We start from the raw sequence: 26,017 nt of genomic DNA, 5'->3' as shown, positions 1-26,017 counted from the left end.
GAGGACAGCCCCGGGCCCGAGGACCGGCCCGCGGCCGAGGACAGCCCCGCCAGGTGCCCGTGCGGCCGCTCCGGCCCCGCCGTAACCTCTCGCGCGCACCCTGGCCACGGCTGATCAGGCCGCCGGATCCTGCCAAGCCCGTCCGGGCCCCGGCAGCGCGTCCGCCTGCGACGGACCCCAGCTGCCGCGCGGGTACGGATGGACCGGCACCGCGTCGTCGAGCACCGGGTCGACGATCCGCCAGGCGTCCTCGACGGTCTGCTGGTTCGCGAACAGCCAGCGGTCCCCGCTCAGTGCCGCGCCGATCAGGCGGTCGTAGGGGCGCATGTCCTCGCCCGGGTGCTGGGAGAAGGCGAGTTCCTCGTACTGCGGCACCGGCCGCTCGGCCCCGGGCTCCCGGCCCACCAGGGTCAGCGCGAGCGCGGTGTGCGGTGAGACCCGGATCCGCAGGGCGTTCGCCACCCGGCTGTCGGCCAGGCCGAAGATGTCGTGCGGCGGGTGGCGGAACGAGAGCCGCACCTCGGTGGCGGACACCGGCAGGCACTTGCCCGCCCGGATCAGCACCGGCACCCCGGCCCAGCGCCAGGAGTCCACCGCCAGCCGCACCGCGACGTAGGTCTCCACCGAGGAGTCGGCGCCGACACCGTCGACCTCCCGGTAGCCCTGGTACTGGCCGCGCACGGTGTCGGCGGGCGTCAGCGGGCGGATCGCGCCGATCACCCGGTCCTTGGCCTGCGGCCAGCGGTCCAGCCCGTGGCCGTCCGGCGGGTCGGCCAGCACGGTGGCCAGCACCTGCAGCAGGTGGTTCTGCAGCACGTCGCGGATGGCACCGGTGTGGTCGTAGAACCGGCCGCGGTCGGCGACGTCGAAGGACTCGGCCATGGTGATCTGCACGTTGTCCACGTACGTCCGGTTCAGCAGCGGCTCCAGCACCGCGTTCGCGAACCGGGCGAAGAGCAGGTTCTGCACCGCCTCCAGCCCCAGCCAGTGGTCGACCCGGAAGATCGCGTCCTCCGGGAAGACCTGCCGCAGCGTGCTGTTGAGCGCTCGTGCGCTCGCCAGATCGGTGCCGAACGGCTTCTCCACCATCACCCGTGACCCCTGGGCCCGGCCCGCAGCCCCGATGCCCTGGCCGATCCGCCCGAAGAGCGCGGGCGGTACCTCCAGGTAGTAGAGCGGATGCGCCGCGTCGCCCATCTCCCGCGCCATCGCCTCGTAGGTGGCCTCCTCGAAGAGGTCGCCGTCCACGTAGCGCAGCAGTTGGAGCAGGCGGGTGGCGGCCGGGGCGGCCGGATCGAGTCCGGCCAGGCGCAGCGAGGCGGTCGCGTAGTCGCGGAACTGGGGGAGTCCCCAGCCGTTCTTGGCGACCCCGATCACCGGGACGTCGAGGACGCCCCGGTCCACCAGGCCCACCAGGGCGGGGAAGGTCTCCAGCTTGGCCAGGTCGCCGGTCGCGCCGAAGACGACCAGGCAGCCGACCTCGGATGTCGTCGCCATGGGGGTTCCTCTCCGTCTGCTGAGAGCCGGCACGCGTCAGTCGCGCTTGCCGGCCGGGTGCCAGGACCGTCGGCGCGGCCGTCGCCACGGCTGACGCGCCCCGGGGTGGCAGAACGGCCGGGCCGGCCTGGCGCCGGACAACTGGGCGGCGCGGGCTCTGCGTTGACGTGCCGCCCCGGCCAATTCTCCGCCGCCCGGCGCCCGGCCGCCCGTTGTGCCGGACGCGGGCCGGACGCGGGCCGGACGCGGTGCCGGTGACGGGGCGCTCACGTCACGCGCGGTGGGCCCGGCGGCCGGCCCGCGTCCGGCATCTCCGTGGCGTGAGATGGTGTGCCGACTCTCGGCCAGGAGCGGCACGACGGAGCGCTCAGTGCCCGCCGCCCAGGAAGCCGAGCATGTCCTCGGCGTGCTCCTCCTCGCTCGCGAGGATCTCCTCCAGGACCCGCCGGGTGGTCGGATCGCCGTCGCCCAGCCAGCTGATCATCTCGGTGTAGCCGGCGATGGCGACCCGCTCGGCCACCAGGTTCTCCTCGATCATCTCGCGCAGGTCGGTGCTGGCCACGTAGGTGGTGTGCGCGCGCTCCGCCACCCGCATCGGATCGAGGTCCGGTGTGCCGCCCAGCTGGGCGATCCGGGCGGCCAGCAGGTCGGCGTGGTGCTGCTCCTCCTCGGAGTGCCGCAGGAACTCCTCGGCCACCGGCTCGGCGTTCAGCCCCGTGGCGGCGAAGTGGTGCTGGCGGTAGCGCAGGACGCAGACGGTCTCGGTGGCCAGCGCCGCGTTGAGCAGCACGAGCACCCGCGGCAGATCGGCGCGGTAGGCCGCGGTGACCGGACCCTTGAGCATCTCCTGCCGGGCCGCGGCCCGCAGCGCGTGGACATCGGTGACGAACTCGGACATGAAGCCTCCTGGCGGATCGGCGCCGCCGCGGCTGCGGCGGCGCACGGACAGGCGGTGGAAGCGGAACTGACGGATCGTCAATCTGATGGCCCATCAAACTGACTGGCAGTCAGTTCCGCGCGGCTGTGAAGCCTGTACGGTCTGAGGTCTCCTCGTGCCGTGCCGTGCGGTCAGGTCACCGGGCCGCCGTAGAACGGGCCGTAGTAGGCGCCGTACTTCTCCAGGTAGCCGCCGCTCGGGCCGTGCCCGTCCTGCTCGAACTCCGGGCCGTTCCTGATCTCGTCCTTGGTGCGGTCCACGTGGATCCGCTGCTCCTCCTGGTCGACCCGCAGCACGGTGCCCGCGGGCAGCAGGACGTGGCGGCCGAAGAGCCAGGGGCCGGTGTCCACCACCAGGAACTCGGCGTCGACCTCCCGGGTGTGCTTGTCGACCTTGCCGATCGAACCGTCGGTGGCCTCCACGTGGTAGCCGACCAGGTCGGCGCCGGCCAGGTGGCCGGAGGTCGTGCGGAACTGCCAGATCTCGATGCCGCTCATGGGTGCTCCCTTCACTGCGGCGGTGCCCCGGGCCGGTCCCGGGCACCGCGAACCCGACCCTCGGCTGCCCCGCGATCGGCGGCCCACACCTGCCCGGTAGCCCGTGCTGACCGGCCGGCATGAGTTGGCGCGTCCGGGGCAGCCGAGGGGTTGTCCAAGCTGTCCAAGAAGGTTGCTAAAGAAGGAGGCCGGTTCCGATGGCTGCGCTACTCATCGTCCTGCTGCTCGCTCTGCTCCTGTTCGGCCTCGGCTTCGCCCTCAAGATCCTCTGGTGGGTCGCGGTCATCGTGCTCGTCGTCTGGCTGATCGGCTTCATCGCCCGCACGACGGACGCGGGCGGCTCCCGCAGCCGCTGGTACCGCTGGTAGGGCGGCCGCGGTGGGTCGGATCACTTGTCCCCGCCGCGGGCCCGGTCGACGTCGCGTCGGCCGGGCCCGCGGCCTGAGCGGAGGTAGCGTCGGACGATGAAGCGGATCGATGCCCTGGACCGGCGGCTGTTCGTCCACATCGCGCGCTCGCGGTGGCCCGGCGCCGAGTGGAGCCTGCCCCGGCTGAGCCGGGCGGCCGACCACGGCGTGCTGTGGGGCGTGACGGCGGCCGGCCTCGCGCTGGGCGGGACCCCGCGCGCCCGCCGCGCCGCCGGGCGCGCGATGGGCTCGCTGCTGGTCGCCTCCGCGCTGGCCAACGTGGTGGCGAAGCGGGCGAGCGGCCGGGCGCGTCCCGAACTGGGGCCGGTGCCCGCCGTCCGCCATCTGCGGCGGGCGCCGTTCACCACCTCCTTCCCCTCCGGGCACTCGGCCTCGGCGGCCGCCTTCACGGTGGGGCTCGGCCTGGAGTCCCCGGTGCTGGGTGCGGCCCTCGTGCCCCTCGCCGCGTCGGTGATGTTCTCCCGGGTCTACGTCGGGGCGCACTACCCGGGCGATGTGCTGGCCGGCGCGGCGCTCGGTGCGGGCGCCGCCGCCCTGCTGGGCCGCTGGCGCCCGGCGGCAACCGAGCGGCGGCGGCCACCAGCCGCCCCGGCGGGCCCGGAGGCGACCCTGCCGGCCCTGCCGCGCGGCCGCGGCCTGCACCTGGTGGTGAACGACGGCTCCGGCGCCCTGGGCCCGCTCGACCTGCTGCCCGGCCTCGGCGCACCGGCCTCGAAGGCCGACACCCTGCGCGAGCTGCTGCCGGAGGCCGAGGTGCGGGTCGCCGAGGCCGGTGACGACCTGCCGGAGCTGTTGGCCGAGGCGGCCGAGCGGGCCCGCTCGGCGCACGGCGCCCTCGGCGTCTGCGGCGGCGACGGCACGGTGAACCTGGCCGCCGCCCGCGCGGCGGAACTGGGCCTGCCGCTCGCGGTCTTCCCCGGTGGCACCCTCAACCACTTCGCGACCGACGTCGGCCTGCTCGACTTCGCCACCGCGGCGGCGGCCGTGGAAGCCGGCACCGGCATCGCGGTCGACCTCGGCGAGGTGGTGGCGGACGGCGAGGGCACGGACCGGGTCTTCCTCAACACCTTCAGCATCGGCATCTACCCCGACCTGGTCCGGCTGCGCGAGCGCTGGGAGCACCGGATCGGCAAGTGGCCCGCGCTGGCGCTCGCCGTCGCCCGGCTGCTGCCCCGCGCCGAGCCGGTCACGCTGGAGATCGCCGGCCGCTCGCACCGGCTCTGGCTGCTCTTCGCGGGCAACGGCCGCTACCGTCGCCGCGGCAGCATGGCCCCGGTGGCCAGGGAGCGTCTGGACGCGGGGATCCTCGACGTGCGAGCGGTCGACGCCGGCCACCGCTTCGCCCGCACCCGCCTGGTGGCGGCCCTGCTCACCGGCGCGCTGGAGCGGACCCCGGTCTACCGCACCGCCCGGCTGCGCAGCCTGCGCGTGGGTGCCCTGCGGGAGGTGCGGCACCTGGGGGTCGACGGCGAGGCGGTGACCGCGCCGGACGGGCTGCTGCTGCGGAGCAGGCCCGGCGCGCTGCGCGTGTACCGCTGAGCTGCGTCCGCGCGCTGAGCTGCGTCCGCCCGTTCGGATCAAGTCGACCGCCAGGCCGTGTCTGGTCCGGCGGTCGGCGGGTTGGGCCGGGCGTGAACGACCCCGAACATCCTGGCCCGCTGCCCGTCACCCGCGACCACTGGCTGCTCGTCCACCCGCTGCTGGCGGCGCTCAGCGAGGCGGGCGTGCCGCTGCGCTACGGCGACCTCGACCAGCTGCAGAACGCCGCTCACCTCGGGCCCGACTTCGTCCACGCGCTCGCCCGCTGGCTGCGCGCGGCCCACGCCCCGCCGACCACCATCGTGGCCCGGGTCGTCGAGCCGCCCGACGCGGTGCCCCGGTTGCTCGCGCCGCCCCGGGCGCTGGGCGGCGCCGCCTCGGCCAGACCGCGAGCGGCCACCGAGGACCGGCGCGCCTCCTGACGGGCACCGCTCGCGGGCGGCGGGCGGCACCCGGGGCGGCGCGGGCGGTGCGGGCAGTCAAGGCGGTGCGGGCAGTCAGGGCGGTGCGGGCAGTCAAGGCGGTGCGGGACACTTCGGCCCACGCCGAACTGTGCCCGCCTTACTGTCGATCCATGACCTCAGCCACCAGCACGGCCACCGCGATCGCCACGTCCGCCGCCGAGTCCACCGACACCGCTCCCGCCGACCCTGCCGCTCCCGCGCCGGGCCGCTCCCAGGTGGCCGCGCTGGGGGCGGCCGGCGTCACCATGCTGCTCTGGGCCTCGGCGTTCATCGGCGTGCGCAGCGCCGGCAGCGCGTTCTCGCCCGGCGCGCTGGCGCTCGGCCGGCTGATCACCGGGGCGCTGGTGCTCGGAGCGATCAGCCTCGCCCGCCGGGACGGCCTGCCGCCCCGGGCGGCCTGGCCCGGCATCCTCGGCTCCGGAGTGCTCTGGTTCGGCGGCTACATGGTGCTGCTCAACTGGGGCGAGCAGGAGGTCGACGCCGGGACCGCCGCCATGGTGGTCGGGATCGGGCCGATCCTGATCGCGCTGCTCAGCGCACTGCTGCTGCGCGAGGGACTGCCGCGGGCGCTCTGCGTGGGGATGGTGGTCTCCTGCTGCGGCGCGCTGGTGGTGGCGCTCGGCAGCACCGGCCCGGCGCACGCCCGGCTGCTCGGCACCGTGCTCTGCCTGCTCGCCGCGCTCTCCTACGCCGCCGGTGTGGTCTCGCAGAAGTCCGCGTTGCGGCACGCCGGCGCGCTGCAGGTGACCCTCTTCGGCTGCCTCACCGGCGCGGCCGTCTGCTCGCCTTTCGCCAGCGACCTGGTGACCCAGGCGGCCCACGCGCCGCTCTCCGCCACCCTCGACGTGCTCTACCTGGGTGTCTTCCCGACCGCCCTGGCCTTCACCACCTGGGCGTTCGCGCTGTCCCGCACCACCGCGGGCCGGATGGGAGCCACCACCTACGCGGTGCCGGTCCTGGTGCTCCTGCTGACCTGGCTCGGCTCCTCGGTGGTGCCCGGCCTGCCGGCCCTGGCCGGTGGGGTGCTCTGCCTGGGCGGCGTGGCGATCTCCCGTCGACGCGCCGCCGGCAGGACGCGGCGGGCAGCGGAGGGCCCCGGCGCCGGAATGATCCGTCGGCGCCGGGGCCCGGCCTGAAGCCGACTCCGGAGGGGCGGCACGAGCGGGGGGAGGCTCGTGCCGCCGAGCGGCTTCATCGGGCGTCTTGCCGCGCTGCCGTCTTTCAAACCCGGTCCCGCCACCGTGCCGATCCGGCGGTGGGGCACCCGCGCACAAGCCGCGCGTCGGTCAGGTCGGGTACTGATGACCGGGCCACCCACCCGGAACCGACCTGCCGCGGTACGCGTCTTGGGTGCCATGTCTCCTGACGAACAGCAAGATCACGCGAGCGTGCCCGAGCGCCCCCGGCCGACGTCGCCTGCCACGCCCGACGAGTCTGCGCTGCCCGTCCCCAAGGGTCGGATGACCACCCGGGGCGAACCCCTGGTCGGCGAGGCCACCAGGAGCGGGCCGATCATCGTCGTCACCGCCATCGCACTCAAGCGGCCCGCCCGTGAAGCCCTGGCCGAGCGGCTCGGCCCCGGTCACATCGTCCTGGACATCCGCCGCGCCGGACCGGACGCCGACATCGTGCTCGTCCCGCCCGCCAGCGCTCAGCTCCTCGGCGTCCTGCGCCGGCAGTTCCCACAAGCCCGGATGCTCGCCACCGAGTTCACCGACGACGACTACGGCGCCGACTTCCGGGGCCCCATCAGCCGCATCCTCGCCAGCGACATCGACGGGTACTTCATGGCGCCGACCATCGATGATCTGGCCCGCGTCACCCAGAGCGCCGGCCGAGCCGTCGCGGGAGCCCTCAGCAGCGGCACCGGAGACGGCCGGCGGCGTCCCGTCGACTTCCTGGAGGCCAACCGGCGCCTTCTGCTGGGAAGCGGCGGCGGGGCCGATCCGGACGCGGCCGGTGAACAGGCGCAGGGCGGCGGAGTCACGATCGACCTCGACGCATGGGCCCGCGCGCTCGACGGTGACGCGCGGATCCTGGTAGACCTCGCATGGCCGCTCATCCTGCAGTTCCTGCGGCAAGGTGTGCGGGTCACCGTCGTCGGCGACCCGCCCGAGGCCTGGTCCGACCGGGCGAGCGCGGCAGGGGTCCGGATATGTCGGTCGCCCCGGCAGCTTCCTGACGCGGCGTCAGATAGCCTCTGTGCTGCCGTGTTGTGACGCGCCCCGCTCGTCGGTCACCGCCTGCACGTCGGTCACCGCCCGCTCGTCGGTCAACTGCCTTACGGCGCGCCCGACGTCGAACGGCACGATGGCCGCCGCCACGTTGGGGAGCCGGCCGGCGGCGTGCGCGAGCGAGTCGCCCTTGCGCGCGTGCAGCAGGCGGCCCAGGAGCGGGCCGTAGAGCCGCCGGGGGATCAGCAGGGTGACGTCGGTCAGCCGGTCGGCGCCGGCCCGCCCGGCGAACTCCGCGACGGCGCGGTGCAGACGCCGGTCCGGGCAGGCCACCAGATCCAGCGGCACGTCGGCCGCGGTGCTCGCCCGCCAAGCCCGCTCAAGGCGATCGGCCCGCTTGTCGTCGAGCGCGAAGTGCACCGCGCGCAACTCGTCGGGGCGCAGCCCGCGGGCGTGGTGCAGTGCTCGGACCACCGCCAGGTCCAACCGGTCGACCAGCACGTACACGGCGGCGCGCGGCCGGCCCGCGCTCTCGGCCGAGGCGGGTGCCAGCTCCAGTGCGGCGCGCTCGGCCCGGTAGCGCTGGTTGGTGCGGATCAGCAGCCAGACCCCGAGCGGGAAGACGACCAGCACCAGCCAGGCGCCCTCGGTGAACTTGGTGATGCCGAAGACCACGACGACACCGGCGGAGGCCACCGCGGCGGCCGCGTTCACGGCCAGCTTCAGCGGTCGGCGCGGCTCGCGGCGCACCCAGTGGCGGCGGACCAGGCCGGCCCCGGCCATCGCGAAGCCGGTGAACACCCCGATCGCGTACAGCGAGACCAGCTTGGTCAGGTTGCCGCCGGTGGCGAGGAGCAGCAGCAGCGAGGCGCCGGTGAGTACCAGGATGCCGTTGGAGAAGGCCAGTCGGTGCCCGCGCACGGTCAGCCGGCGCGGCAGGAAGGAGTCCTCCGCGACGAAGTCGGCCAGGAACGGGAAGCCGTTGAACGAGGTGTTGCCGCCCGCGTAGAGGACCAGCGCGGTGGCCAGTTGGACCAGGGCGAACATCACGTTGCCGAAGTCGCTGCGGCCGAAGACCAGATGGGCCTCCTGGGCGAGCACCGTCGGGGTGCCGGAGAGGTGCGGGACGGCGTGCGTCCGCCAGGCCAGGGTGGAGACGCCGAGCACCAGGAAGCCGAGCAGGCAGCTCATCGCGACCAGGGTGCGGCGGGCGTTGACGCCGCGCGGCTCGCGGAACGCGCTGACGCCGTTGGAGATGGCCTCCAGCCCGGTGAGCGAGGAGCCGCCGTTGGCGAAGGCGCGCAGCAGCACGAAGAGCGAGGCACCCAGCAGCACGCCGCCGCCCGGCTGCCCCAGTGGCACCACCCCGGAGGCGTGCAGGTCGGCCCCGCTCAGCCGCGGCAGGTCGCCCGCCGCCAGCCGGACCAGCCCCACCACCACCGTCAGGCCGGCCGCACCGGCGAACAGGTAGGTCGGGAAGCTGAACGCCTTGCCGGCCTCGCGGATCCCGCGCAGGTTGCCGTAGCAGAGCAGCAGGACGACCCCGACGCTGATCCAGAGCTTCTGCCGGTCGATGTCCACCCGCAGCAGCAGTTGGAGCATGGAGGCCACCGCGTCCGTGCCGGCCGCGGTCTGCACGGCGACCGTCACCACGTAGTCGATCAGCAGCGCCACGGCGGCCACCTGGGCCACCCTGGGCCCGAAGTTGTCCCGGGCCACCGCGTAGGAACCGCCGGTCCTGGTGTAGCTGGAGACGACGTCCCGGTAGCAGAAGGTGAGCAGGAGCAGCAGGGCGAGGATGACGCCCGTCACCGGCATCACCAGGGCGAAGCCGGCCACGCCCGCGGCGGGTACGAGCTGGGTCAGCATCTGCTCGGTGCCGTAGGCGCTGGAGCTGATGCAGTCCGGCGCGAGGACGCCGAGCGCCACCGGGTTGCTGAGCTTCTCGTTGTGCAGCTCCGCCGTGACCAGCGGCGGTCCGAGCAGCGCCCGCTTGAGCCGGTAGCCGGGCCGCTCGGGCACGGTCGCGGCGCGCGCTGTCCCGGCTGCGCGGGGTGCCTGCTGTGCCTGCTGTGCCTGCGGTGCTTGCGGTGCTTGCAGTGCTTGCGGTGTCAGTGGCGCCCGCGGTGTCAGCGGCGACGCCGGCCGTGTCCGCGCCGTCGGGGTGGCTCGGTCGGGGTGGGCGGGCGGTGCGACCGGTGTGTCGCGCGGGCCTTGGGGGGCTGGCGTCATCGTCCGTCCTCTCCGTCGGGAAGGGGGCGCGTCGCGGGGATACGACGTCGGCTCTCCCGCTTGCCCGCAGGTCGCCCGAGCATGCGCGGCCGCCCCGGTCGCTCACCCGCGCGCATCCGGGCGCTAGTCCAGTCGCTCACCCGTGCGCATCAACAGCGGCCGGGCGGGCAGACGGGGCGCGACGGTCGAGCACGGGCGGGCCGGGCCCGCGCCCGCGAGGCGGGAGCGTGGTCCGAGGTCCGCAACCGATCGTCGCGACCGATGCTCACCCTTCCAGGGAGTCCTCGATGACCAACCTGACCCGACTGCCCGGAGCCTTCGACCACTACTGGGACTGGCAGTTGCGCGCGGCCTGTCGTGAGACGGACACCAGCGTCTTCTTCCACCCCTCCGGCGAACGCCCGCCCGCCTCCGCCGAACGCGACGCCGCGGCCAAGGAGGTCTGCGCCCGCTGCCCGGTGCGCGCGGCCTGCCTGGAGTTCGCCCTGGCGACCCGCGAGCCCTACGGCGTCTGGGGCGGCATGACCGCCGAGGAGCGCCAGGCCGTGCTGCGCTCAGGTCGGCGCCGCGAGGCCGCGGTTGTCGGCTGAGGCTCACCGACGACCTGCCCCGGGCGCGTCGTGCTCTTCGCTGCTCGGGGCCGGGTCGCAGGGCGCGGCAACGGGGATGGTCGACCACGTCACCCGTACCCGACCCGTGCAGCGCCGACACCCGTGCAGCGCCGACACCCGTGCAGCGCCGACCACCCGTGCAGCGCCGACCACCCGCGCAGTGCCGTCAACCTCCGCGCGTTTCGGCGTTAACCTCCTTGTGCCACACCGTCTATGATCGTCCGTCAAGGTTGGTAGCGTCGATCTTCGCGGCGCCACCCGGCGCGCCCGCACCCCGAGACTCCGGGAGAGCTCCGAATGCCCCAGACCATCCGCCGCGCGGTGATCCCCGCCGCCGGCCTCGGGTCCCGCCTGCTGCCGTTGACCAAGGCGACGCCCAAGGAGATGCTGCCGGTCGGCGACCGGCCGGTGATCGAGCACACGGTCCGCGAGCTGATCGCCTCCGGGATCACCGACATCACGATCGTCGTCTCCGGCGGCAAGGGCCTGATCCAGGACCACTTCCGCCCCAACCCCGCCCTCGTCGCCCAGCTGCGCGAGGTCGGCAAGGACGGGTACGCGGACGCGGTGGAGGAGGTCGGCGAGCTCTCCCGGGCCGGGCACATCACCTACCTCGACCAGCACGGCCCCTACGGCAACGGCACCCCGGTGCTCAACGCGGCCCGCAACTTCGGCGACGAGCCGATGCTGGTGCTCTGGCCCGACGACGTCTTCGTCGCCGAGGTCCCGCGTGCCCAGCAGCTGATCCGGGCCTACGAGGCGACCAACTGCCCGGTGCTCGCGCTGATGCCGATGGACAGCGCGGACGCGCCGCGCTACGGCGTCCCGGTGGTCAAGGAGGACCTGGACGGCGGCCTGCTGCGGATCACCGGGCTGGTCGAGAAGCCCGAGCCCGCGGAGGCGCCCTCCGCCTACGCGGCCATCGGCGGGTACGTGATCACCCCCGGGATCATCGACGAACTGCGCGAGCAGACCAACCGCTGGTACGAGCACCGCACCGGCGAGGTCTACCTCACCGACGCGATCAACGCCTACGCGGGCAGCCGCGCGGTCTACGGCCAGGTGATCCAGGGGCGCTGGTACGACACCGGCAACCCGCTGGCCTACCTGACCGCGCAGTTCGCCGCCGCCCTGGCCGACCCCGCCTACGGCCCGCACCTGCGCCGCCTCGCCCAGGAGCTCGGCACGCCGTCCGGTTCCGACGGCGGCGCTGCCGGCGGTGCCGACGCGGCCGGCGCGTAGCACCCGGGCCCCGGCCCCGGCCCCGGCCCCGGGGGCCGTGCGGGGCCGCGCGGCGGTGAGCCGCCCCGGGCGCCGACCCGGCCCCCGTGACCGGGCGTCAGGTTGGGTAGTCTGCGGCCATGGATGCCCACGAGTCCCTGATCGAGCTCATCGGCAACACCCCGCTGGTGCGGCTGCGCACGCCGGGGGCCGAGGGGGCCGCCGTCTACGCCAAGCTCGAATACCTGAGCGCCGGCGGCAGCGTCAAGGACCGGATCGGCCTGCGCATGATCGAGGAGGCCGAGAAGTCCGGGGCGCTGCGGCCGGGTGGCACGGTGGTCGAGGCCACCTCGGGCAACACCGGCGCGGGGCTCGCCATGGTGGCCGCGGCCAAGGGCTACCGGACCGTCGTGGTGCTGCCGGACAAGAGCAGCGCGGAGAAGATCGCCACGCTGCGCGCCTACGGCGCCGAGGTGGTGGTGCGGCCCGGCGGGCTGCCGGCGCACGACCCCGAGCACATCCTCAACGTGGCCGCCCGGCTGGCCGAGAGCACCCCGGGCGGCTGGTTCGCCGGTCAGTACGGCAACCCGGCCAATCCGGCCGCGCACTACCTGACCACCGGTCCGGAGATCTGGCGGCAGACCGAGGGCCGGGTCACCCACCTGGTGTCCTGCGTGGGCACCGGCGGCACGATCAGCGGCACCGGGCGGTTCCTGAAGGAGGCCAGCGGCGGCGCGGTCCGGGTGATCGGCGCCGACCCGGCCTCCTCGGTCTACTCCGGGGGCGACGGGCGCCCCTACTTCGTCGAGGCCGCAGGCCGGTTCCGCCACCCGGAGACCGTGGAGGACGTCTGGCCGGACTCCTACCAGCAGGACGTGGTGGACGAGATCCTGCCGATCGCCGACCGCGACGCGCTGCTGACGATCCGCCGACTGGCCCGCGAGGAGGGCCTGCTGGTCGGCGGCTCGGCCGGCACGGCGGTGTCGGCCGCACTGCGGGTGGCCGCAGGGCTCGGGCCGCGCGAGCTGGTGGTGGTGATCCTGCCGGACTCGGGGCGGCAGTACCTCTCCAAGTACTTCAACGACGAGTGGATGCTGCGCCAGGGCTTCCTGGACGGCGACCCGGGTGCCCCGCGCGTCGGCGACGCGGTGCCGGCCGAACTGCGCGAGCGCCCGCTGCCCTACCTGCACCACCACCGCACGGTGGAGCAGGCGCTCGACGCGCTGCGCGCCCGGCAGCGCGAGGGCGCCGAGCCCGTTTTGCCGGTGGGCCCGGCGCCGGTCGCGCCCGGCCGCCAGCCCACCTCCGTCGAGTTGCTCGGCGCGGTCGGGCTGGAGCAGCTGACGGCGGCGCTGGCCCGGGGCACCGCCGCCGCGGGCGACCCGATCGCCGACCACCTGGCGCCGCCGCTGCCGCGCTTCGGCACCGGCGAGCCGGCTGGGGCGGCCCTCGCCGAGCTGGCCGAACAGGGTGGGCGGACCGCGGTGGTGGTGCACGACGGGCACGGCGTCGGGCTGATCGGGACGGCCGAGCTGCGCGCACTGGTGGACCAGGCCCTGTCACCGTCACCGCTCGGCTGACGCTTCGGCGCCGTCGCCCTGCTGGCCGCCACCCTGCGGGCCGTTGCCCTGCTGGCCGCCACCCTGCTGGCCGCCGTCGCGGTGCCCGCCGGCGTGAGGGCCGGTGTCGTGGTGGACGTGCAGGTCGCCGTGCATGACCGTGAAGAGGGTGCCGTGGTCGTTCGCGGTGTTGGTCTGGGTCGGGCCGGCGGCCTGCCGCTCGGCGGCGCCCGCCGGGTTCTCGTCCGGCGGTCGCTCGACCTCGACACGGTTGTCGCGGCCCGCCACGACGGGGCCAGTGGCGTCGCCGTTGATCCGGATGGTGATGCGGTCGCCGGGGGGTGGTTGCACGGGCTGGCTCCTCTGGTGGGATGGGGTGGGGCTCGGTGCCGGGCGGGCGGACTACTCGCGGGTCCAGGTCTGGGTTCCGCAGGTGTAGCAGTCGAGGTTCGCGGGGGCCGACAGCACGACCTGGGCGGTGGATCCGTCGGAAGCGAGGGTGATCGTGACCGGGGCCTCGGCGAGGAGTTCCTCGCAGGGGTTGCCGTCCTGGTAGATCCGGTACGTGCCGCGGTAGCTGAGCGGGCCGCCCGTGAGCAGGATGTCGGGCGGGGCGCAGGCTTCCTGGGGTTGCCGAACGGTGAAGCGGCCCGACCCCGATGCGTCGATCAGCACGTTCTGGCCCGAGCCGTCCCGCCATTGTCCGGCCAGGCCGGTGTGCGACGAACCTTGCGACGCCTGGATCTTGGCGATGACGGCCCGGCCGACGGCGCCGACGCCGACGATGGCGACCAGCGTGAGGATGAGGCTGACCAGCTTGCTTCCCACCGCTGCCGCGGTGGCGGCCCCGCCGGTGGCGGTGGACGTACCGGCCACGGCGGCACCGGAGACGTGTGAGGCGGCGGCCGCCCGCGTCATGTGCTGGGTGGCGGGCACGGTGGGATGGTGGATCGGTCGGGCAGGTGGCGGCTGGGGTGCGGGCGGTTGCGTCAGTGCGGGCGGTTGCGCCGGCGCGGGAGCCGGGTGCGGGGGTGTGGACACCACCGGCTGGGGCGTCGGTGTCACTGGTGTAGCTGGTGCGACCGGTGCGACGGGTGCGACCGGTGCGACGGGCGCCACCAGCGTCGCCGGCGGTCCGGCGGCCGGCCCGGTCAGGGTGAAGCCGTTCGCGGCCATGTGGTTCACCATGGCCTGGCTGCTCGCGCCGTGCACCGGGGTCGGCAGCGTGATCCCCGGGGGTGTGATGCCCCCGGGTGCGGCCGGCAGAGCAGCGGTGCCATGACCGCGGCCCAACTCCCGCCACAGCATCACCGCTTCCGCCAGCAGTGCGGCCGAGGCGATGCGCCGACCGATCAGCAGCGCTCGGATGCTCTCCTCGTGGACGAAGTACGCCTCGGCGTTCCGGTCGCCCGCGTTCCGGGCGGCGACCCAGCCGAGCCCGAGCAGCCGCCCCCAGAGACCGAAACGCAGCGAGCGGGCCAGGCCGGGCGACGCGGCCCGGGCGAGCTGGACGGCGAGGTCCGGCCGATCGGCCGCCTGGGCCAGTTCGACCACTCTGGCCAGCGCCGTTCCGGCATTGGCCAGTTGGGCCGGCGTGGTCGTCGCCTGCGCGGCCCAGCGGGTGAAGTGCTCGCAGAGCCGCTCGACCGGGATCGGGGCGGCGGGCCGGGTGCGCAGCTCGACCCCGGCGTCGGCGGCCAGTCGATAGCCCTGGTCGTCACCCAGCACCAGCCCGAGATCGACGAGGTGGCCGCACCTGGCGGCCGCCTCGGGGTCGCCGCTGATGGCGGTGAGGTGGACCGGCGCCAACTCGGCGCTGCCGAAGAGGTCCAGCAGGTGCAGCACGGCCAGCCCCGCAGGGTCCAGCTGGTCGAGCAGCCGGGGGAGCAGCCAGGCGACCTCGCCGGGCCTGGGTAGCCGGGATCGGCCCGCGTCGTCGAGGACGAGCGATCCGGCTGCCCGCAGCAGCGGCAGCGGTCGGCCGCCCGCGGCCACCCAGAGCGCGGCGGCGGCGGTCGTCTCACTCTCGTGCAGGGGGCGGTGCATGGCCCGGGCCAGGAGGTCGAGGCCGGCCGATCGGTCCAGGCCGGTCAGTTCCAGCGCGGTACCGTCGGTCCACAGCGACCGTTCGCGGCCGGCCAGGACGAAGGTCGCGTCCGGTGCGGCGTCGCTGAGTTCCAGCAGCTGTTCGGAGGTCAGGTCCGCGTTGTCGACGTAGACGGTCACCCGGACGCCGGCCATCAGGCGCCGCAGTTCGGCAGAGGTCGGCGCATAGCCGGCGGCGTCGTAGCAGGCCTCGAACACCTCCTGTGCCAGATCACCGACCTCGCGGTAGGCCGCGCTGAGGAACAGCACCCCGTCCGGGCCGGGCCGCAGCAGCCGCGCCGCGTGCCGCAGCAGCGCGCTCTTGCCGATCCCGGGCGGTCCCCACAGCTGCACCGGCCCGCCACTTCGGACGGCGGCGGCCAGCGCCGCCAACTCGGCCTCCCGGCCCACCGGCTGCCGCTGCGCACGCGGCAGCAGCTCGACCCGGTCCCGGCGCACCGGACGCGGGCGTTCGCGTTCCGTCAGCAGCGTCACGGTCGAGCCGTGCTGCGCGTTGACGACCATGTTGTGGTCGCCCGCGACGACCGGGCCGTGCGCGTTGCCGCCGATGTCGATCCGGTAGGCGTTCCCGCTGAAGGCTGTTGACGCTCCGTCAACTCCGCCCGCTGTGCCGAGTTCGTCCGTCCCGCCCATCGCCACCCTGCCCTCCCGGTCGCCCAAGGACGACCGCTCCGACTGCCCGCGGGGCCGCCTGCTCCGGCTGCCTGGTCCGGCGGCCTGGTCCGACCGACTGCCGGCGCGGCCTGACGGGCACCGCGGCGGCGCCCGTCCACGGCTCACGCTAGCCACGGGCAGCGCCGGCAAAACCGTCGTTCGACTGTTTCCGGTCAGTCCGTCCGATGGCGACCTCCCGCTCTCGTGCCCGCTCTCGTGCCCGTGCCCGTGCCCGTGCCCGTGCCCGCGCCCCGCGCCGGCCTCCCGCTGTCGGAGCCCGGCGCTCCGTCCGCCGATCCCGGCTCGGCGAAGGCGATGCCGCTCAGCAGCGCGAGGCTCTCGACCTTGATGGCGCGGTAGCCCGTGGAGACCACGCCCGCCGCGCGGAGTCTGCGCAGCGCCTTGTGCACGGTGGGCTCGGCGGCGCCGGACAAGGTGGCCAACTCCAGTTGGGTGAGCGGCCAGCGGATCACGGCCCCGTCGCCGACCCGCTCGCCGTAGCTCAGCGCGATCTGATGGAGCACCCGGGCCAGCCGGGTCGCGGCGTCGCAGCCGGTGAAGTCGACGCGGTGGGTGTTGGCGGCGCGCAGCTTGGTCACGATCGATTCGTTGACCGCGCGGGAGACCCGCGGATCACGCCGCACGCAGTCGAGGAAGTCGCCGCGGCCCACCACTCGGGCGGCGACCGGCCCGCAGGTGGTGACGGTCGCCGAACGCGGCCGTCCGTCCAGAGCGGCGAACTCGCCGACCAGGTCGCCGCCCATCCGGACGGCCAGCAGCGCGTCCCGGCCGTCGTGGGTGCGGGCGGTCGCCTTGACCACGCCGTCCAGCAGGAGCAGCACGAAGGCGGTCCGCTCCGACTCGCGCAGCAGCACCCGGTCGGCCGGATACCGGGTCGGCACGCCCAAGGCCAGCAGTCGGTCGCGCGTCGGCCGGTCCAGGCCGCCGAGCAGGCTGGCCGCGGGCCAGGCCCACGCCGCGCGCGGCCGAACCCCGGCTCGGCTCGGAGTTCCGTCAACCATGCCTCGGTGCCCCGCTCTTCGCGTCCCCGCCGGCGCGAGGAGTGGCCGCCGGGACCAGTATGGGTCCCGGGCGGGCCCTGGGCACCGGGCTCGTCGCCGGGCGTTGGCGCCGCCGGCCCGGAGTCGTTGCGAGGATCCGCTCTCCCGATCCCGTATTGCGACGGGATCTCCGCCCGGCAGCCGCTGGAGAGTGGGGTGTGCGCACCCGGGGGGGTGTCGCCGAGGGCGGCGCGGCCGGATCCTTGACGGTGAGTCAGTCAGCCCCTGTTCCAGGAGGACCGGATGGACCGTGAGTTGGAGTACCGGGTCGTGCTGGCCGTCGACATCGAGCGGTCCGCCGGGCGCGGTAACACGGCGCTGCTGCGGATCCGCGAGGTCCTCGCGACCGCGCTGCGCGAGGCGTTCGGGCAGAGCGGCATCGACTGGGCGGCCTGTCTGTGCGAGGACCTGGGGGACGGCCTGCGGGTGACGGCACCGGCGGGGACACCGAAGAGCAGGATGATCCATCCCCTGGTGCACGAACTCGTCGCCCGGCTGCGCGCCCACAACCGCACGGCCGGTGCCGCCACGCGGATCCGGGTCCGGATCGCGCTGCACGCGGGCGACCTCTGGATCGCGCCCGATGGCTCGGTCGCCGGTCGGCCGCTGGAGGTGCTGGCCCGACTGCTCGACGCGGCGCCGGCCCGGCGCGCGCTGGCGGCGGCCCCCGCGGCGGTGGATGCCTCGCTGATCGTCTCCCGGCACATCCACGAGGAGACGGTCGGGCACGGCCATCCCGGCATCGATCCGGAGACCTTCCGCGAAGTCGTGGTCACGGCGAAGGAGTTCACCGATGCCGCCTGGCTCCAGCTCGTCGGCCGGTCGACCGCCGTGCCCGAGCCGGTCGCCGCGCCCGAGCCCGTGCCCCACGCAGTGCCCGAGCCGGTCGCCGTGCCCGAGCCCGAGCCGGTCGCCGCGCCCGAGCGCACGGCGGTCACCGAGCGGCCGGGGCGCGAGCGCTCCAGCATGGTCAACCGCGCCTCCGGCCACGGTGTCATCTACGCGGCGCAGCACGGTGTGCAGCACATCCACATCAGCAGAGAAACCTGAGGGAGCGAGCGTTGATGGCAGCGCCGGGGACGACCACGCCGTCGCGCTCGAACCGCCCCCGGTCCGCCCCCTCGGTCCGCCCCCTCGGTCCGCCCCCCGGTCTACCCCTGCACGGCGGTCGCTGACCCCGACGGCCCGGCCGGTTGAGCGCCCGATCGAGCCGGGCCAAACCTCTCAAATCGGGACATTTGACCGCCTTGGCGGGTGACGGTCCTCACGCGGGTTCCGGGACTACTACGGCCGATCGTCGACCGCCGCCGGCCGGTGGTGGGTGCGGAGGGTTCGCACCGCGGGCGTTGTGGGCCCTTTGCGGTGTTTACACGCATTTGTGCTGGTGGGGGCGGTGGTCGGGGTGTCCGGTTTTTTATGGTTCGGGGTGGTTTGGGTGGTGGGTTGGGGGGTAACGGGGTGGGTTCGGGGGGTGTGGTGGGGGTGGGTGGTCTACGGGGGTGGGTCGTAGGTGGGGGGTCTTGGCGGGGGTGGTGGTGGTTGCTAACAATTGGTCCAGTCGCCGAGCCGCGGTGTCCGGGTCTTCCGGTCTGGTCGTGGCTTTCCGTTGGGTGCCTGTGCCGTTGTGTGTCGGGTGCCTGGTGCTTTCCGCCCTTGTTGTTCGTGCGCCGTCCGTGTGCGGTGCGGGTGGGCTGTGCCCTGTCTGATTGAGGTTGTAGTTTGAACGCCGTTTTCTCTGCTTCTCGTGTGCGTAAGTCTGCTGCTCTTCTTGTTTCGGCTGCTGGTATCGCGGCGTTGGGTGCCGCTGTGGCTCCGTCGGCCGCGTCGGCGGCGACGCCGCAGGAGATCGCGGCGAGTGTGGTGCCGGGTGACCAGTTGGCGTCGTTCGACCAGATCATCGCGCATGAGAGTGGTTGGAACGTGACGGCGACGAATCCGTCCTCGGGTGCGTATGGTCTGGCGCAGGCGTTGCCGGGTTCGAAGATGGCGTCGGCGGGTGCGGACTGGCAGACCAACGCGGGTACGCAGATCAAGTGGGCGTACGACTACATGAACTCGCGGTACGGCAGCCCGAACCAGGCGTGGGCGTACTGGCAGATCCACCACAACTACTGACAGCCACAGCTGCTGCCACAGCCACAGCCACAGTTGCTGCCACCACGGCTGCAGTCGTCACAGCCGGACGGGGTCCGGCGCGCACCTCGCGCGCCGGACCCCGTCCGCGTCCCCGTATCCGTCCGTAGCCGTCCGTAGCGGTCCCCTGGTGTCCCCCCGGGCGGGTCAGCCGAAGAGCTGGCCCGCCCAGTCCTGCCCCTGGGCCAGCCCCGGCGGCACGACGAAGAGGCCGCCGGAGAGGTGCTGGATGTACTCGTTGAGCGCGTCGTGCTGCCCGAGGATCTTCTGCAGCGAGACGAACTGGCCGGGGCTCTTCATGTAGGCGAGGAAGAAGAGCCCGCCCAGCAGCTGGGTGGTCACCGGATCGATGCCGTCGGTGTAGGAGTAGCCGCGGCGCAGGATCCGCAGGCCGCCGTTGTTCTCCGGGGCGGCGAGCCGCACGTGGGAGGTGACCGGGATGACGTAGTCACCGCCGCTGCGGGCGGCGAAGTCCGGAGTGTCCCGCTCCTGGGTGCCGGTCAGCGGGGCGCCGGTGGACTTCTGCCGGCCGAAGACGTTCTGCTGGTCGGCCAGGTTGTCCCGGTCCCACTGCTCCAGCAGCATCCGGATCTTCCGGCTGACCAGGTACGAGCCGCCGCGGATCCAGTTCTGCGGCTCCTCGGAGCCGATCCAGACGTGCTGGGCCATCAGCGCCTGGTCGGCGGCGTCGATGTTGCGGGTGCCGTCCTTGAAGCCCATCAGGTTGCGCGGGGTGGCCTGGGCCGGCGAGGTGGAGGCGGTGCGGCCGAAGCCGAGTTCCATCCAGCGCGGGTTCACCACGCCGGTGCCCAGCCGGCGCAGGTTGCGCACGGCGTGGAAGGCGACCTGGGGGTCGTCCGAGCAGGCCTGGACGCAGATGTCGCCGTCGGAGGAGCCCGGGGCGAGGTCCTCGCGGGGCAGCGTCGGCAGCGGGCTGAGCGCTGCGGGGCGCCGCGCCGCCAGGCCGAAGCGGTCGTCGAAGAGCGAGGGGCCGTAGCCGATGGTCACCGTGAGGTTGCCCGGGGTGAGGCCGACGGCCTCGCCGGTGTCCTCTGGCGGGCTGTTCGGGTCCTCCTGCTCGCCCGGGACGGTGCGGCCCAGCGTCATCGCCTCGACGGCCGCGGTCCAGGTGCGCAGCATCGCCGCGAGGTCGTCCCGGCTGGTGCCGGGCACCACGTCGAAGGCGGCGAAGCAGAGGCGGTCCTGCGCCGGGGTGGCGATGCCCGCCTGATGGGCGCCGCGGAAGGGCACCATCTGGGTGTCGTCCGCGGTCGGCCTGACGTCGTCGCCGTGCCGCACGGTCAGGGTGACCGCGGTGGCGGCGGCCGCGGTGGCGCCGAGCGCCCCGATGCCGCCGAGCAGCCGCCGCCGGCTGACGCCGCCGGTAGGCGCCGGGCCGCCCGGCCCGGCCGGTTCCTGGTCGTGGGAGGTCACGCCACCACTCCGGCGACCTTGGAGACGACCTCGGCGTACGCGTTCACGGTGGTCGACAGGACCTTGCGCTGGTCGTCGGTGACGGTGCTGTAGTCGACGAAGCCGGTGTTCTCGTAGCCAGGGGCGGCGGCGTACGGGGCCAGCGCGGCGGTGGTCTTCTGGTAGGCCGCGGTGATGCTCGCCGCCAGCTGCGGGTTCTTCTGCTGGAGCACCGGCATCAGCACGCCGATCGCCTCGTTGGCGCCGTCCAGGTTGGCCTGGAAGTCGATCAGGTCGGTGTGCGAGTACCGCTCCTCCTCGCCGGTCACCTTGGAGGTCTCGATCTCGTTGACCAGGTCGGTGGCGCCGTTGGCGATCACGGCGGGCTGGTACTCGACGGTCTGCACCTGGGTGTAGAGCTGGTTGACGTCGGCGTCCAGCTGGTCGGCGAGCTTGTCCGTGCCGGTCAGCGAGTTCTGCTGCCAGAGCGCCTGCTCCAGGCGGTGGTAGCCGGTGAACTGGTCCGGGCTGGGCGCGTCGTCGATCCGGCCGTCGATCCGGCCGTCCAGGTCGCCCCAGATCTCGGCGGTCGGCTCGATCTTCTCGTAGAAGGCGCGGGCCTTGCCGTACAGCTGCTTGGCCTGGTCGGCGTTGCCGGCGCGGACCGCGTCGTCGAAGGCCTTGGTGGCGGCGACCAGCTGCTTGGTCTGGTCGTCCACCCAACTCGCGTACTGGGTGGTGGCGGTGACCAGCGCCGGGTTGTCCTTCCAGGTGTTCGCGGTCGAGCCGGTGACCTCGAAGTCGGTGTGGCTGGTGCCGGCCCCCGGGCAGTAGACCTGGTACTTGCCCGCGTCCAGGGTGAGCGAGAAGTCGCCGGACAGGCCCGGGGTCAGGTTCTCCTTCTCACCCAGCATCTTGCCGCTGTCCAGCAGTTCGGCCTCGGTGACCTTGCCGGAGTTCTTGTTGGCCACCGTGAACTTGACCGGGCCGGCCGGCACCTTGGCGGGGGAGGGGGTGCAGCCCTGGTCGCTGATGGTGATGTTGACCGCGGTGGCGGCGTCCTTGCCCGCGGCGGGCGCGGCGCTCTTCTTGGCCGAGCCACCGCAGGCGGTCAGCAGCAGCCCGGTCAGCGCGAGGGTGGTCGCACTGACCAGGACGCGCCGGGCGGTCGAGCGGGCGGCGAGGCGGTCGGTCGGCACAGCGGGGGACTGCACGGGGAACTCCTTCGGAAGGCACCGGGGCAGTGCCGCGGTGTGGTGCGGGGAAGGCGGAGGAAGTGGAAGGGGAGTGGCGGTGGCGCTGGGCCGGGAGGTCAGACGGCTTCGGCGCCGGAACCGGCGCCGGCCTCGACCGGTGCCGCGGCCCGCGGGCGCGGGGCGCCCGGACGGCGGCGGGCCGGCCAGAGCACCACGGCGGTCATCGGTACGGCGTAGACCAGCCAGGCCACCACCATCGACCAGGTGGGGAAGGGCTGGATCCCGAGCACGCCGGTGACGACGGCGGCGATCGGGGTCCCGGGGCGCACCAGCCAGGAGAGGTCGAAGGCCTGCGGACCCTGGTTGATCCAGCCGCCCTCGAACGCGGTCATCACCGCGGTGGCCACCAGGCCGGCGGCGACCAGCACCAGGACCACGCCGGTGGCGCGGAAGAACCGGGAGAGGTTGATCCGCACCCCGCCCCGGTAGATCCCGTAGCCGATCGCGACCGCCAGCAGGATGCCGAGCAGCGCGCCGATGCCGCCGAACCACGGGTTGTCGCTCTCGTTGAAGGTGGCCAGCAGGAAGACCGAGGTCTCCAGGCCCTCGCGGAGCACGGCCAGGAAGGCCATGGCGACCAGCGCGGACGCCGAGCCCTTGGCCAGCGCCTCGCCGGCCGTGCTCTCCAGGTCGTGGCGCAGATCGCGGGAGTGACGGCGCATCCAGAGCACCATGTAGCTGACCATCAGGACCGCCACCGCGCCGACCACGGTCTCCAGCTGCTCCTGCTGACGCTGCGGCAGGTCCGCGGAGTACACCTGCAGCGCGACGGCGACCGCGGTGCAGAGCGAGACCGCGAGACCCACGCCCAGCCAGACCCGGCGCAGCGCGTCACGGCGTCCCCGCTGGGCGAGGAAGGAGGCGATGATGCCCACGATGAGGGCCGCCTCCAGCCCTTCGCGTAGTCCGATGACGAACGTGGGGAGCATGAGCGAGCCCTTCGAGGCTTTAGGTATGGCTTGCCTTAGTTAGGCACGCCTAATTAGCAACCTCCGGTGCTTGCCGGTCAAGTGCGCGCGCTCGCCACGGATCGGGCATATCGGGGCATAGTGGCTTGACTTTGACCGATCTTGGGCCGGCCGTGATGATCCCGTGTCGTAGCCGTTGCCTCGCTGTTGCACGGCTGCCGGCTGCCGGCTGCCGGCTGCCGGCGCCCGGGCCGGGCCGTGCCGGGCCGCAGTCGTGGCGTCGACGTGGTGCGGAGTGGTCCGGAAGATCCGCTAATATTTCTCTCAGCACCAATGCGCGGGTGGCGGAATAGGCAGACGCGCTGGATTCAGGTTCCAGTGCCCGAAAGGGCGTGGGGGTTCAACTCCCCCCTCGCGCACCAAACAGAAGACCCCAGTCACCTGGGGTCTTCTGTTTTTCAGAGGTCGGTGTGAGCAACGCGCCAGCGTCTTGGGCGGTGAGCGGTCAGAACAGGCTGCCGGCCCCGTACTCGGTGGTGCGGGGCCGGGGGCGTCGGCCGGTGCTGCTCAGTTGAGGAAGTCGACGCGGTCGATGAGGCCTTCGCGCACCCGGTAGGCCACCAGGACGCGGACCGGCTCCTCGGCCAGGCCGTGGGCGACTTCGTGGTCGACCACCCAGTCGCCTTCGCTGAGCCGCCCCACGATCTCCGCCCGGCAGCGGCCTTCGGCGAACTGTCCGACGTACCTGTCACGCAGAGCCGGCCGGCCCCGCAGTCGGGTGCCGTTGGCCCGGTGGACCGTGACGTCCTCGGCGTAGGTGGCGACGAAAGCGTCGATGTCGTGGCTGTTGTAGGCGGCGAGCTGCTGCTCGACCACGTCGCGCGGTTCGGTCATGTGCGTGATCGTTCCTTCCTCGGTGTACGGGTTCAGGCCGCGAGGCGGCGGGTGGCGAGTTCGGCGAGGAGCGCGGCTCCGTCGGGGAGCACCGCGTCGTCGAACTCCGCGTAGGGGGAGTGGTTGAGCGGCAGGCTGTCGGGGTCGGTCCCCTTCGGGGCAGCGCCGAGCCACACGAAGGAGCCCGGAACGGTGTCAAGGACCCGGGAGAAGTCCTCCGCCCCGGTCATCGGGTTCGGCATCGGCTGGTAGCGCTCCTCGCCGAAGACGTCTCGGACGGTGTCGGCCAGGAAGTCGGTCTCGGCCCCGTCGGTCACGGTCACCGGGTACCCGGGCAGGTACTCCACCTCCGCCCGCAGGCCGTGGGCGGCCGCGATGGCCCTGACCAGCTCCGACGCGGCGTCGGCGACCTTGGACCGCGCCTCGGCGGAGAAGGTGCGCACGGTCGCCTCGAAGTAGGCGGTCTCGGGGATGATGTTGCGCTGGGTGCCGGCCTGGATCAGTCCGACGGTGACCACCACCGGATCGAACACGTCGAAGCGGCGGGTCACCATGGTCTGCAGGGCGGTGATCATCTCGCAGGCCGCCGGGATGGGGTCCTTGGCCCGATGCGGTGCCGAGCCGTGGCCGCCCGCACCGTGGACGGTGACGTTCAGCGCATCGGAGGCGGCGAGGATCGGTCCGCGCCGGGAGCCGAACTCCCCGTGCGGCATGGCCGACGCGACGTGCAGGGCGTAGGCGGCGACCGGGCGCCGGCCCGCCGCGTCCAGCACACCCTCGGCCAGCATGGCGCCGGCGCCGTCCGAGCCTTCCTCGCCGGGCTGGAACATGAAGACCACGTCGCCGTGGAGCTGCTCCCGCCGAGCGGCCAGCAGGTGTGCCGCGCCCGCGAGCATGGCGGTGTGCAGATCGTGTCCGCACGCGTGCATGGCGCCGTTGTCGGCGGCGAACGGCAGCGGGGCCTTCTCGGCGACCGGCAGGCCGTCCATGTCGCCGCGCAGCAGCACCACCGGCCCCGGTCGGCCGCCGCGCAGCACAGCGGTGACCGAACTCAGCGCGGAGCCCTGGCTCACCTCCAGCGGCAGTCCGTCGAGGGCCCGCAGCACCCGCTCCTGGGTGCGCGGGAGGTCGAGGCCCAGCTCGGGGAACCGGTGCAGGTCGTGGCGGAGCCGGACCAGGTCCGGGGCCAGAGTGAGAGCGTCGTCGTGCAGGGACACAGGTACCTCCATCGAACCCGCTGCGGCGGGAACTTGTGCAGAGCGATCTTGTTCGGTGATTCTGGATCTCGCGGCGGGAGTTTCCCGCGATTTCGCAGGATTGCGCCATGAGGAGGCCATCTGATGAACGAATCCACCAGAGGTCGACGATGACCGGCGGTCCACGATGACCGGCCGCGACGTGACAGCGGACGAGCTGGACCTCGCCCTGGTGAACGCGCTGCAGCTGCGGCCCCGGGCACCCTGGTCACTACTCGGCCAGACCCTCGGGATCAGCCCGGTCACCGCGGCCCGCCGCTGGCGCCGGCTCTCGCAGGCCGGGATCGCCTGGGTGACCGCCTACGGTCTGCCGCACCCCGAGGACCGCGGGTGCATCGCCTACCTCGACCTCGACTGCGCTCCCGACCGGCTCCGGCAGATCGCCGACGAACTGGCCGAGGACCCGCACGTGATGAGCATCGAGCATCACTCCCAGGGCTGCGACCTCGTCGTCACCGCGGCCTTCACCGACCTGGCGCTGGTCTCCCGGTACACCACCGAACGGCTCGGCCGGCTCCCCGGGGTCAACGCCGTCCGCGTTCACCTGGCAACCGGCTTCTACGCCGAGGGGATCCGCTGGCGACTGGACTCACTGGACCCCGCCCAGCGCGTGGAGCTGCACGACGATCACCCGGCGGGCCATGGGCCACCGTCCGGAGCGCGAGCTGAAGTCCGCGAAGAAGACCGTGAGTTGCTCATCAGGCTGGGCGTCGACGGCCGCCTCGACCAGGCCGAGCTGGCCGCCGCCACCGGGCTCAGCCCGTCCACGCTGCGCCGGCGCCTGGACCGGCTGGCCGCCTCCGACGCGATCCGCTTCCGCTGCGAGATCGCCGCCCGCGACGCCGGGCGGCCGGTCCTGGCGACCTTCCGGGCCGACCTTCCCCCGGACCGGCTCGACGAGGTCGGCCCGCAGCTGGCCAGACTCCCCGAGATCCGGCTGTGCGTGTCCGTCACCGGCGCGCACAACCTCGTGCTCTCCGTCTGGCAGCGCTCCCTCGCCGACGTCCAGCGGTTGGAAACCGCTCTCGCACGCAGGTTCCCCGACCTGCGGGTGGCCGAGCGCCGGGTGTCGCTGCGCACCGTGAAGCGGATGGGCCGGATCCTGGACGCGGAGGGACGCGCGGTCCGCGCCGTCCCGATGGACATCTGGCGAGACCCCGCCCCGGCCTCCTGACGG

At 73.6% G+C, this 26,017-nt stretch carries 23 protein-coding genes and 1 tRNA gene; 12 read left to right on the top strand and 12 right to left on the bottom strand.

Annotated features, from left to right (window positions below; translation table 11 throughout):
- Positions 1-114: 114 nt before the first annotated feature.
- The 3 genes from zwf to OG455_RS01575 form a co-directional block, all read right to left on the bottom strand.
- Positions 115-1,497 (bottom strand): glucose-6-phosphate dehydrogenase, encoded by a 1,383-nt coding sequence (zwf, locus tag OG455_RS01585; RefSeq protein WP_266289334.1) that lies wholly within the window; start codon positions 1,495-1,497, stop codon positions 115-117.
- A gap of 367 nt (positions 1,498-1,864) precedes the next feature.
- Entirely contained in the window at positions 1,865-2,395 is a 531-nt protein-coding gene (locus OG455_RS01580) for a bacterioferritin (protein WP_266289332.1), read from the bottom strand.
- Positions 2,396-2,565: 170 nt separating this feature from the next.
- Complete coding sequence (locus OG455_RS01575; protein ID WP_266289330.1) at positions 2,566-2,931, bottom strand: PRC-barrel domain-containing protein; 366 nt, start codon at positions 2,929-2,931, stop codon at positions 2,566-2,568.
- A 197-nt stretch (positions 2,932-3,128) separates the two neighbouring features.
- On the opposite strand from OG455_RS01575, the gene OG455_RS01570 reads away from it, so the two are divergent.
- The 5 genes from OG455_RS01570 (at position 3,129) to OG455_RS01550 (ending at position 7,581) form a co-directional block, all read left to right on the top strand.
- Positions 3,129-3,299, top strand: a complete 171-nt coding sequence (locus OG455_RS01570; RefSeq protein ID WP_266289328.1) for a hydrophobic protein — start codon at positions 3,129-3,131, stop codon at positions 3,297-3,299.
- Between the two features lie 96 nt (positions 3,300-3,395).
- Positions 3,396-4,898, top strand: a complete 1,503-nt coding sequence (locus OG455_RS01565) for a bifunctional phosphatase PAP2/diacylglycerol kinase family protein (protein ID WP_266289326.1) — start codon at positions 3,396-3,398, stop codon at positions 4,896-4,898.
- A gap of 92 nt (positions 4,899-4,990) precedes the next feature.
- A complete protein-coding gene (locus OG455_RS01560) occupies positions 4,991-5,320 on the top strand; it encodes a hypothetical protein (protein WP_266289324.1) in 330 nt (109 codons plus the stop codon).
- A 287-nt stretch (positions 5,321-5,607) separates the two neighbouring features.
- Positions 5,608-6,498, top strand: a complete 891-nt coding sequence (locus OG455_RS01555) for a DMT family transporter (protein ID WP_266300623.1) — start codon at positions 5,608-5,610, stop codon at positions 6,496-6,498.
- A gap of 219 nt (positions 6,499-6,717) precedes the next feature.
- Positions 6,718-7,581 carry a hypothetical protein gene (locus OG455_RS01550; protein WP_266289322.1) on the top strand — a complete coding sequence of 288 codons (864 nt, stop codon included), beginning with the start codon at positions 6,718-6,720 and terminating at the stop codon, positions 7,579-7,581.
- Here the strand turns inward: OG455_RS01550 and OG455_RS01545 are convergent.
- Positions 7,552-9,558: an APC family permease gene (locus tag OG455_RS01545; RefSeq protein ID WP_266289320.1), complete on the bottom strand. Its 2,007-nt coding sequence runs from the start codon at positions 9,556-9,558 to the stop codon at positions 7,552-7,554. The genes OG455_RS01550 and OG455_RS01545 overlap by 30 nt on opposite strands.
- Positions 9,559-10,055: 497 nt before the next feature.
- On the opposite strand from OG455_RS01545, the gene OG455_RS01540 reads away from it, so the two are divergent.
- The 3 genes from OG455_RS01540 (at position 10,056) to OG455_RS01530 (ending at position 13,180) form a co-directional block, all read left to right on the top strand.
- Complete coding sequence (locus OG455_RS01540; RefSeq protein WP_266289318.1) at positions 10,056-10,358, top strand: WhiB family transcriptional regulator; 303 nt, start codon at positions 10,056-10,058, stop codon at positions 10,356-10,358.
- Positions 10,359-10,676: 318 nt separating this feature from the next.
- Complete coding sequence (locus OG455_RS01535) at positions 10,677-11,621, top strand: UTP--glucose-1-phosphate uridylyltransferase (RefSeq protein WP_266289316.1); 945 nt, start codon at positions 10,677-10,679, stop codon at positions 11,619-11,621.
- Positions 11,622-11,740: 119 nt separating this feature from the next.
- The gene (locus OG455_RS01530) at positions 11,741-13,180 is read left to right on the top strand and encodes a PLP-dependent cysteine synthase family protein (RefSeq protein WP_266289314.1); all 1,440 of its coding nucleotides are present in this window, start codon (positions 11,741-11,743) and stop codon (positions 13,178-13,180) included.
- On the opposite strand, the gene OG455_RS01525 is transcribed toward OG455_RS01530, so the two are convergent.
- The 3 genes from OG455_RS01525 to OG455_RS01515 all read right to left on the bottom strand — a co-directional run bounded on the left by OG455_RS01525 (position 13,166) and on the right by OG455_RS01515 (position 16,941).
- The gene (locus tag OG455_RS01525; RefSeq protein WP_266289312.1) at positions 13,166-13,510 is read right to left on the bottom strand and encodes a hypothetical protein; all 345 of its coding nucleotides are present in this window, start codon (positions 13,508-13,510) and stop codon (positions 13,166-13,168) included. The two genes, OG455_RS01530 and OG455_RS01525, sit on opposite strands and share 15 nt — an antisense overlap.
- Positions 13,511-13,561: 51 nt before the next feature.
- Positions 13,562-15,925, bottom strand: a complete 2,364-nt coding sequence (locus OG455_RS01520) for an AAA family ATPase (RefSeq protein ID WP_266289310.1) — start codon at positions 15,923-15,925, stop codon at positions 13,562-13,564.
- Between the two features lie 167 nt (positions 15,926-16,092).
- Entirely contained in the window at positions 16,093-16,941 is an 849-nt protein-coding gene (locus OG455_RS01515) for a Crp/Fnr family transcriptional regulator (RefSeq protein ID WP_266289308.1), read from the bottom strand.
- 282 nt (positions 16,942-17,223) lie between these two features.
- Between OG455_RS01515 and OG455_RS01510 the strand changes: the two genes are divergently transcribed.
- Together OG455_RS01510 and OG455_RS01505 are read left to right on the top strand one after the other, a co-directional pair.
- Complete coding sequence (locus tag OG455_RS01510) at positions 17,224-18,030, top strand: hypothetical protein (RefSeq protein WP_266289306.1); 807 nt, start codon at positions 17,224-17,226, stop codon at positions 18,028-18,030.
- A gap of 669 nt (positions 18,031-18,699) precedes the next feature.
- On the top strand, positions 18,700-19,095 hold the full coding sequence (locus OG455_RS01505; RefSeq protein ID WP_266289208.1) for a transglycosylase SLT domain-containing protein: 396 nt from the start codon (positions 18,700-18,702) through the stop codon (positions 19,093-19,095).
- 165 nt (positions 19,096-19,260) lie between these two features.
- Here the strand turns inward: OG455_RS01505 and efeB are convergent, their stop codons facing one another.
- The 3 genes from efeB to efeU form a co-directional block, all read right to left on the bottom strand.
- Positions 19,261-20,547: an iron uptake transporter deferrochelatase/peroxidase subunit gene (gene efeB, locus OG455_RS01500; protein WP_266289304.1), complete on the bottom strand. Its 1,287-nt coding sequence runs from the start codon at positions 20,545-20,547 to the stop codon at positions 19,261-19,263.
- Complete coding sequence (gene efeO, locus OG455_RS01495) at positions 20,544-21,740, bottom strand: iron uptake system protein EfeO (protein ID WP_266289302.1); 1,197 nt, start codon at positions 21,738-21,740, stop codon at positions 20,544-20,546. Before efeO ends, efeB begins: the two co-directional genes overlap by 4 nt.
- A 98-nt stretch (positions 21,741-21,838) precedes the next feature.
- Positions 21,839-22,711 (bottom strand): iron uptake transporter permease EfeU, encoded by an 873-nt coding sequence (gene efeU / locus OG455_RS01490; protein ID WP_266289300.1) that lies wholly within the window; start codon positions 22,709-22,711, stop codon positions 21,839-21,841.
- 314 nt (positions 22,712-23,025) lie between these two features.
- Between efeU and OG455_RS01485 the strand changes: the two genes are divergently transcribed.
- Positions 23,026-23,112, top strand: a tRNA-Leu gene (locus tag OG455_RS01485).
- Positions 23,113-23,257: 145 nt separating this feature from the next.
- Here OG455_RS01485 and OG455_RS01480 read toward each other — a convergent pair.
- Both OG455_RS01480 and OG455_RS01475 read right to left on the bottom strand, forming a co-directional pair.
- Complete coding sequence (locus tag OG455_RS01480) at positions 23,258-23,584, bottom strand: nuclear transport factor 2 family protein (RefSeq protein WP_266289298.1); 327 nt, start codon at positions 23,582-23,584, stop codon at positions 23,258-23,260.
- A gap of 32 nt (positions 23,585-23,616) precedes the next feature.
- Positions 23,617-24,801, bottom strand: coding sequence for a M20 family metallopeptidase (locus OG455_RS01475; protein ID WP_266289296.1), 1,185 nt, complete (start codon positions 24,799-24,801; stop codon positions 23,617-23,619).
- A gap of 181 nt (positions 24,802-24,982) precedes the next feature.
- Between OG455_RS01475 and OG455_RS01470 the strand changes: the two genes are divergently transcribed.
- On the top strand, positions 24,983-26,014 hold the full coding sequence (locus OG455_RS01470) for an Lrp/AsnC family transcriptional regulator (RefSeq protein WP_266289294.1): 1,032 nt from the start codon (positions 24,983-24,985) through the stop codon (positions 26,012-26,014).
- The last annotated feature ends 3 nt before the right edge of the window (positions 26,015-26,017 follow it).

Origin of the sequence: Kitasatospora sp. NBC_01287 (assembly GCF_026340565.1) — a bacterium.
GTDB lineage: Bacteria > Actinomycetota > Actinomycetes > Streptomycetales > Streptomycetaceae > Kitasatospora.
Note: the sequence above shows the minus strand (reverse complement) of the source record. Positions and strands in the feature narration are given on the sequence as shown.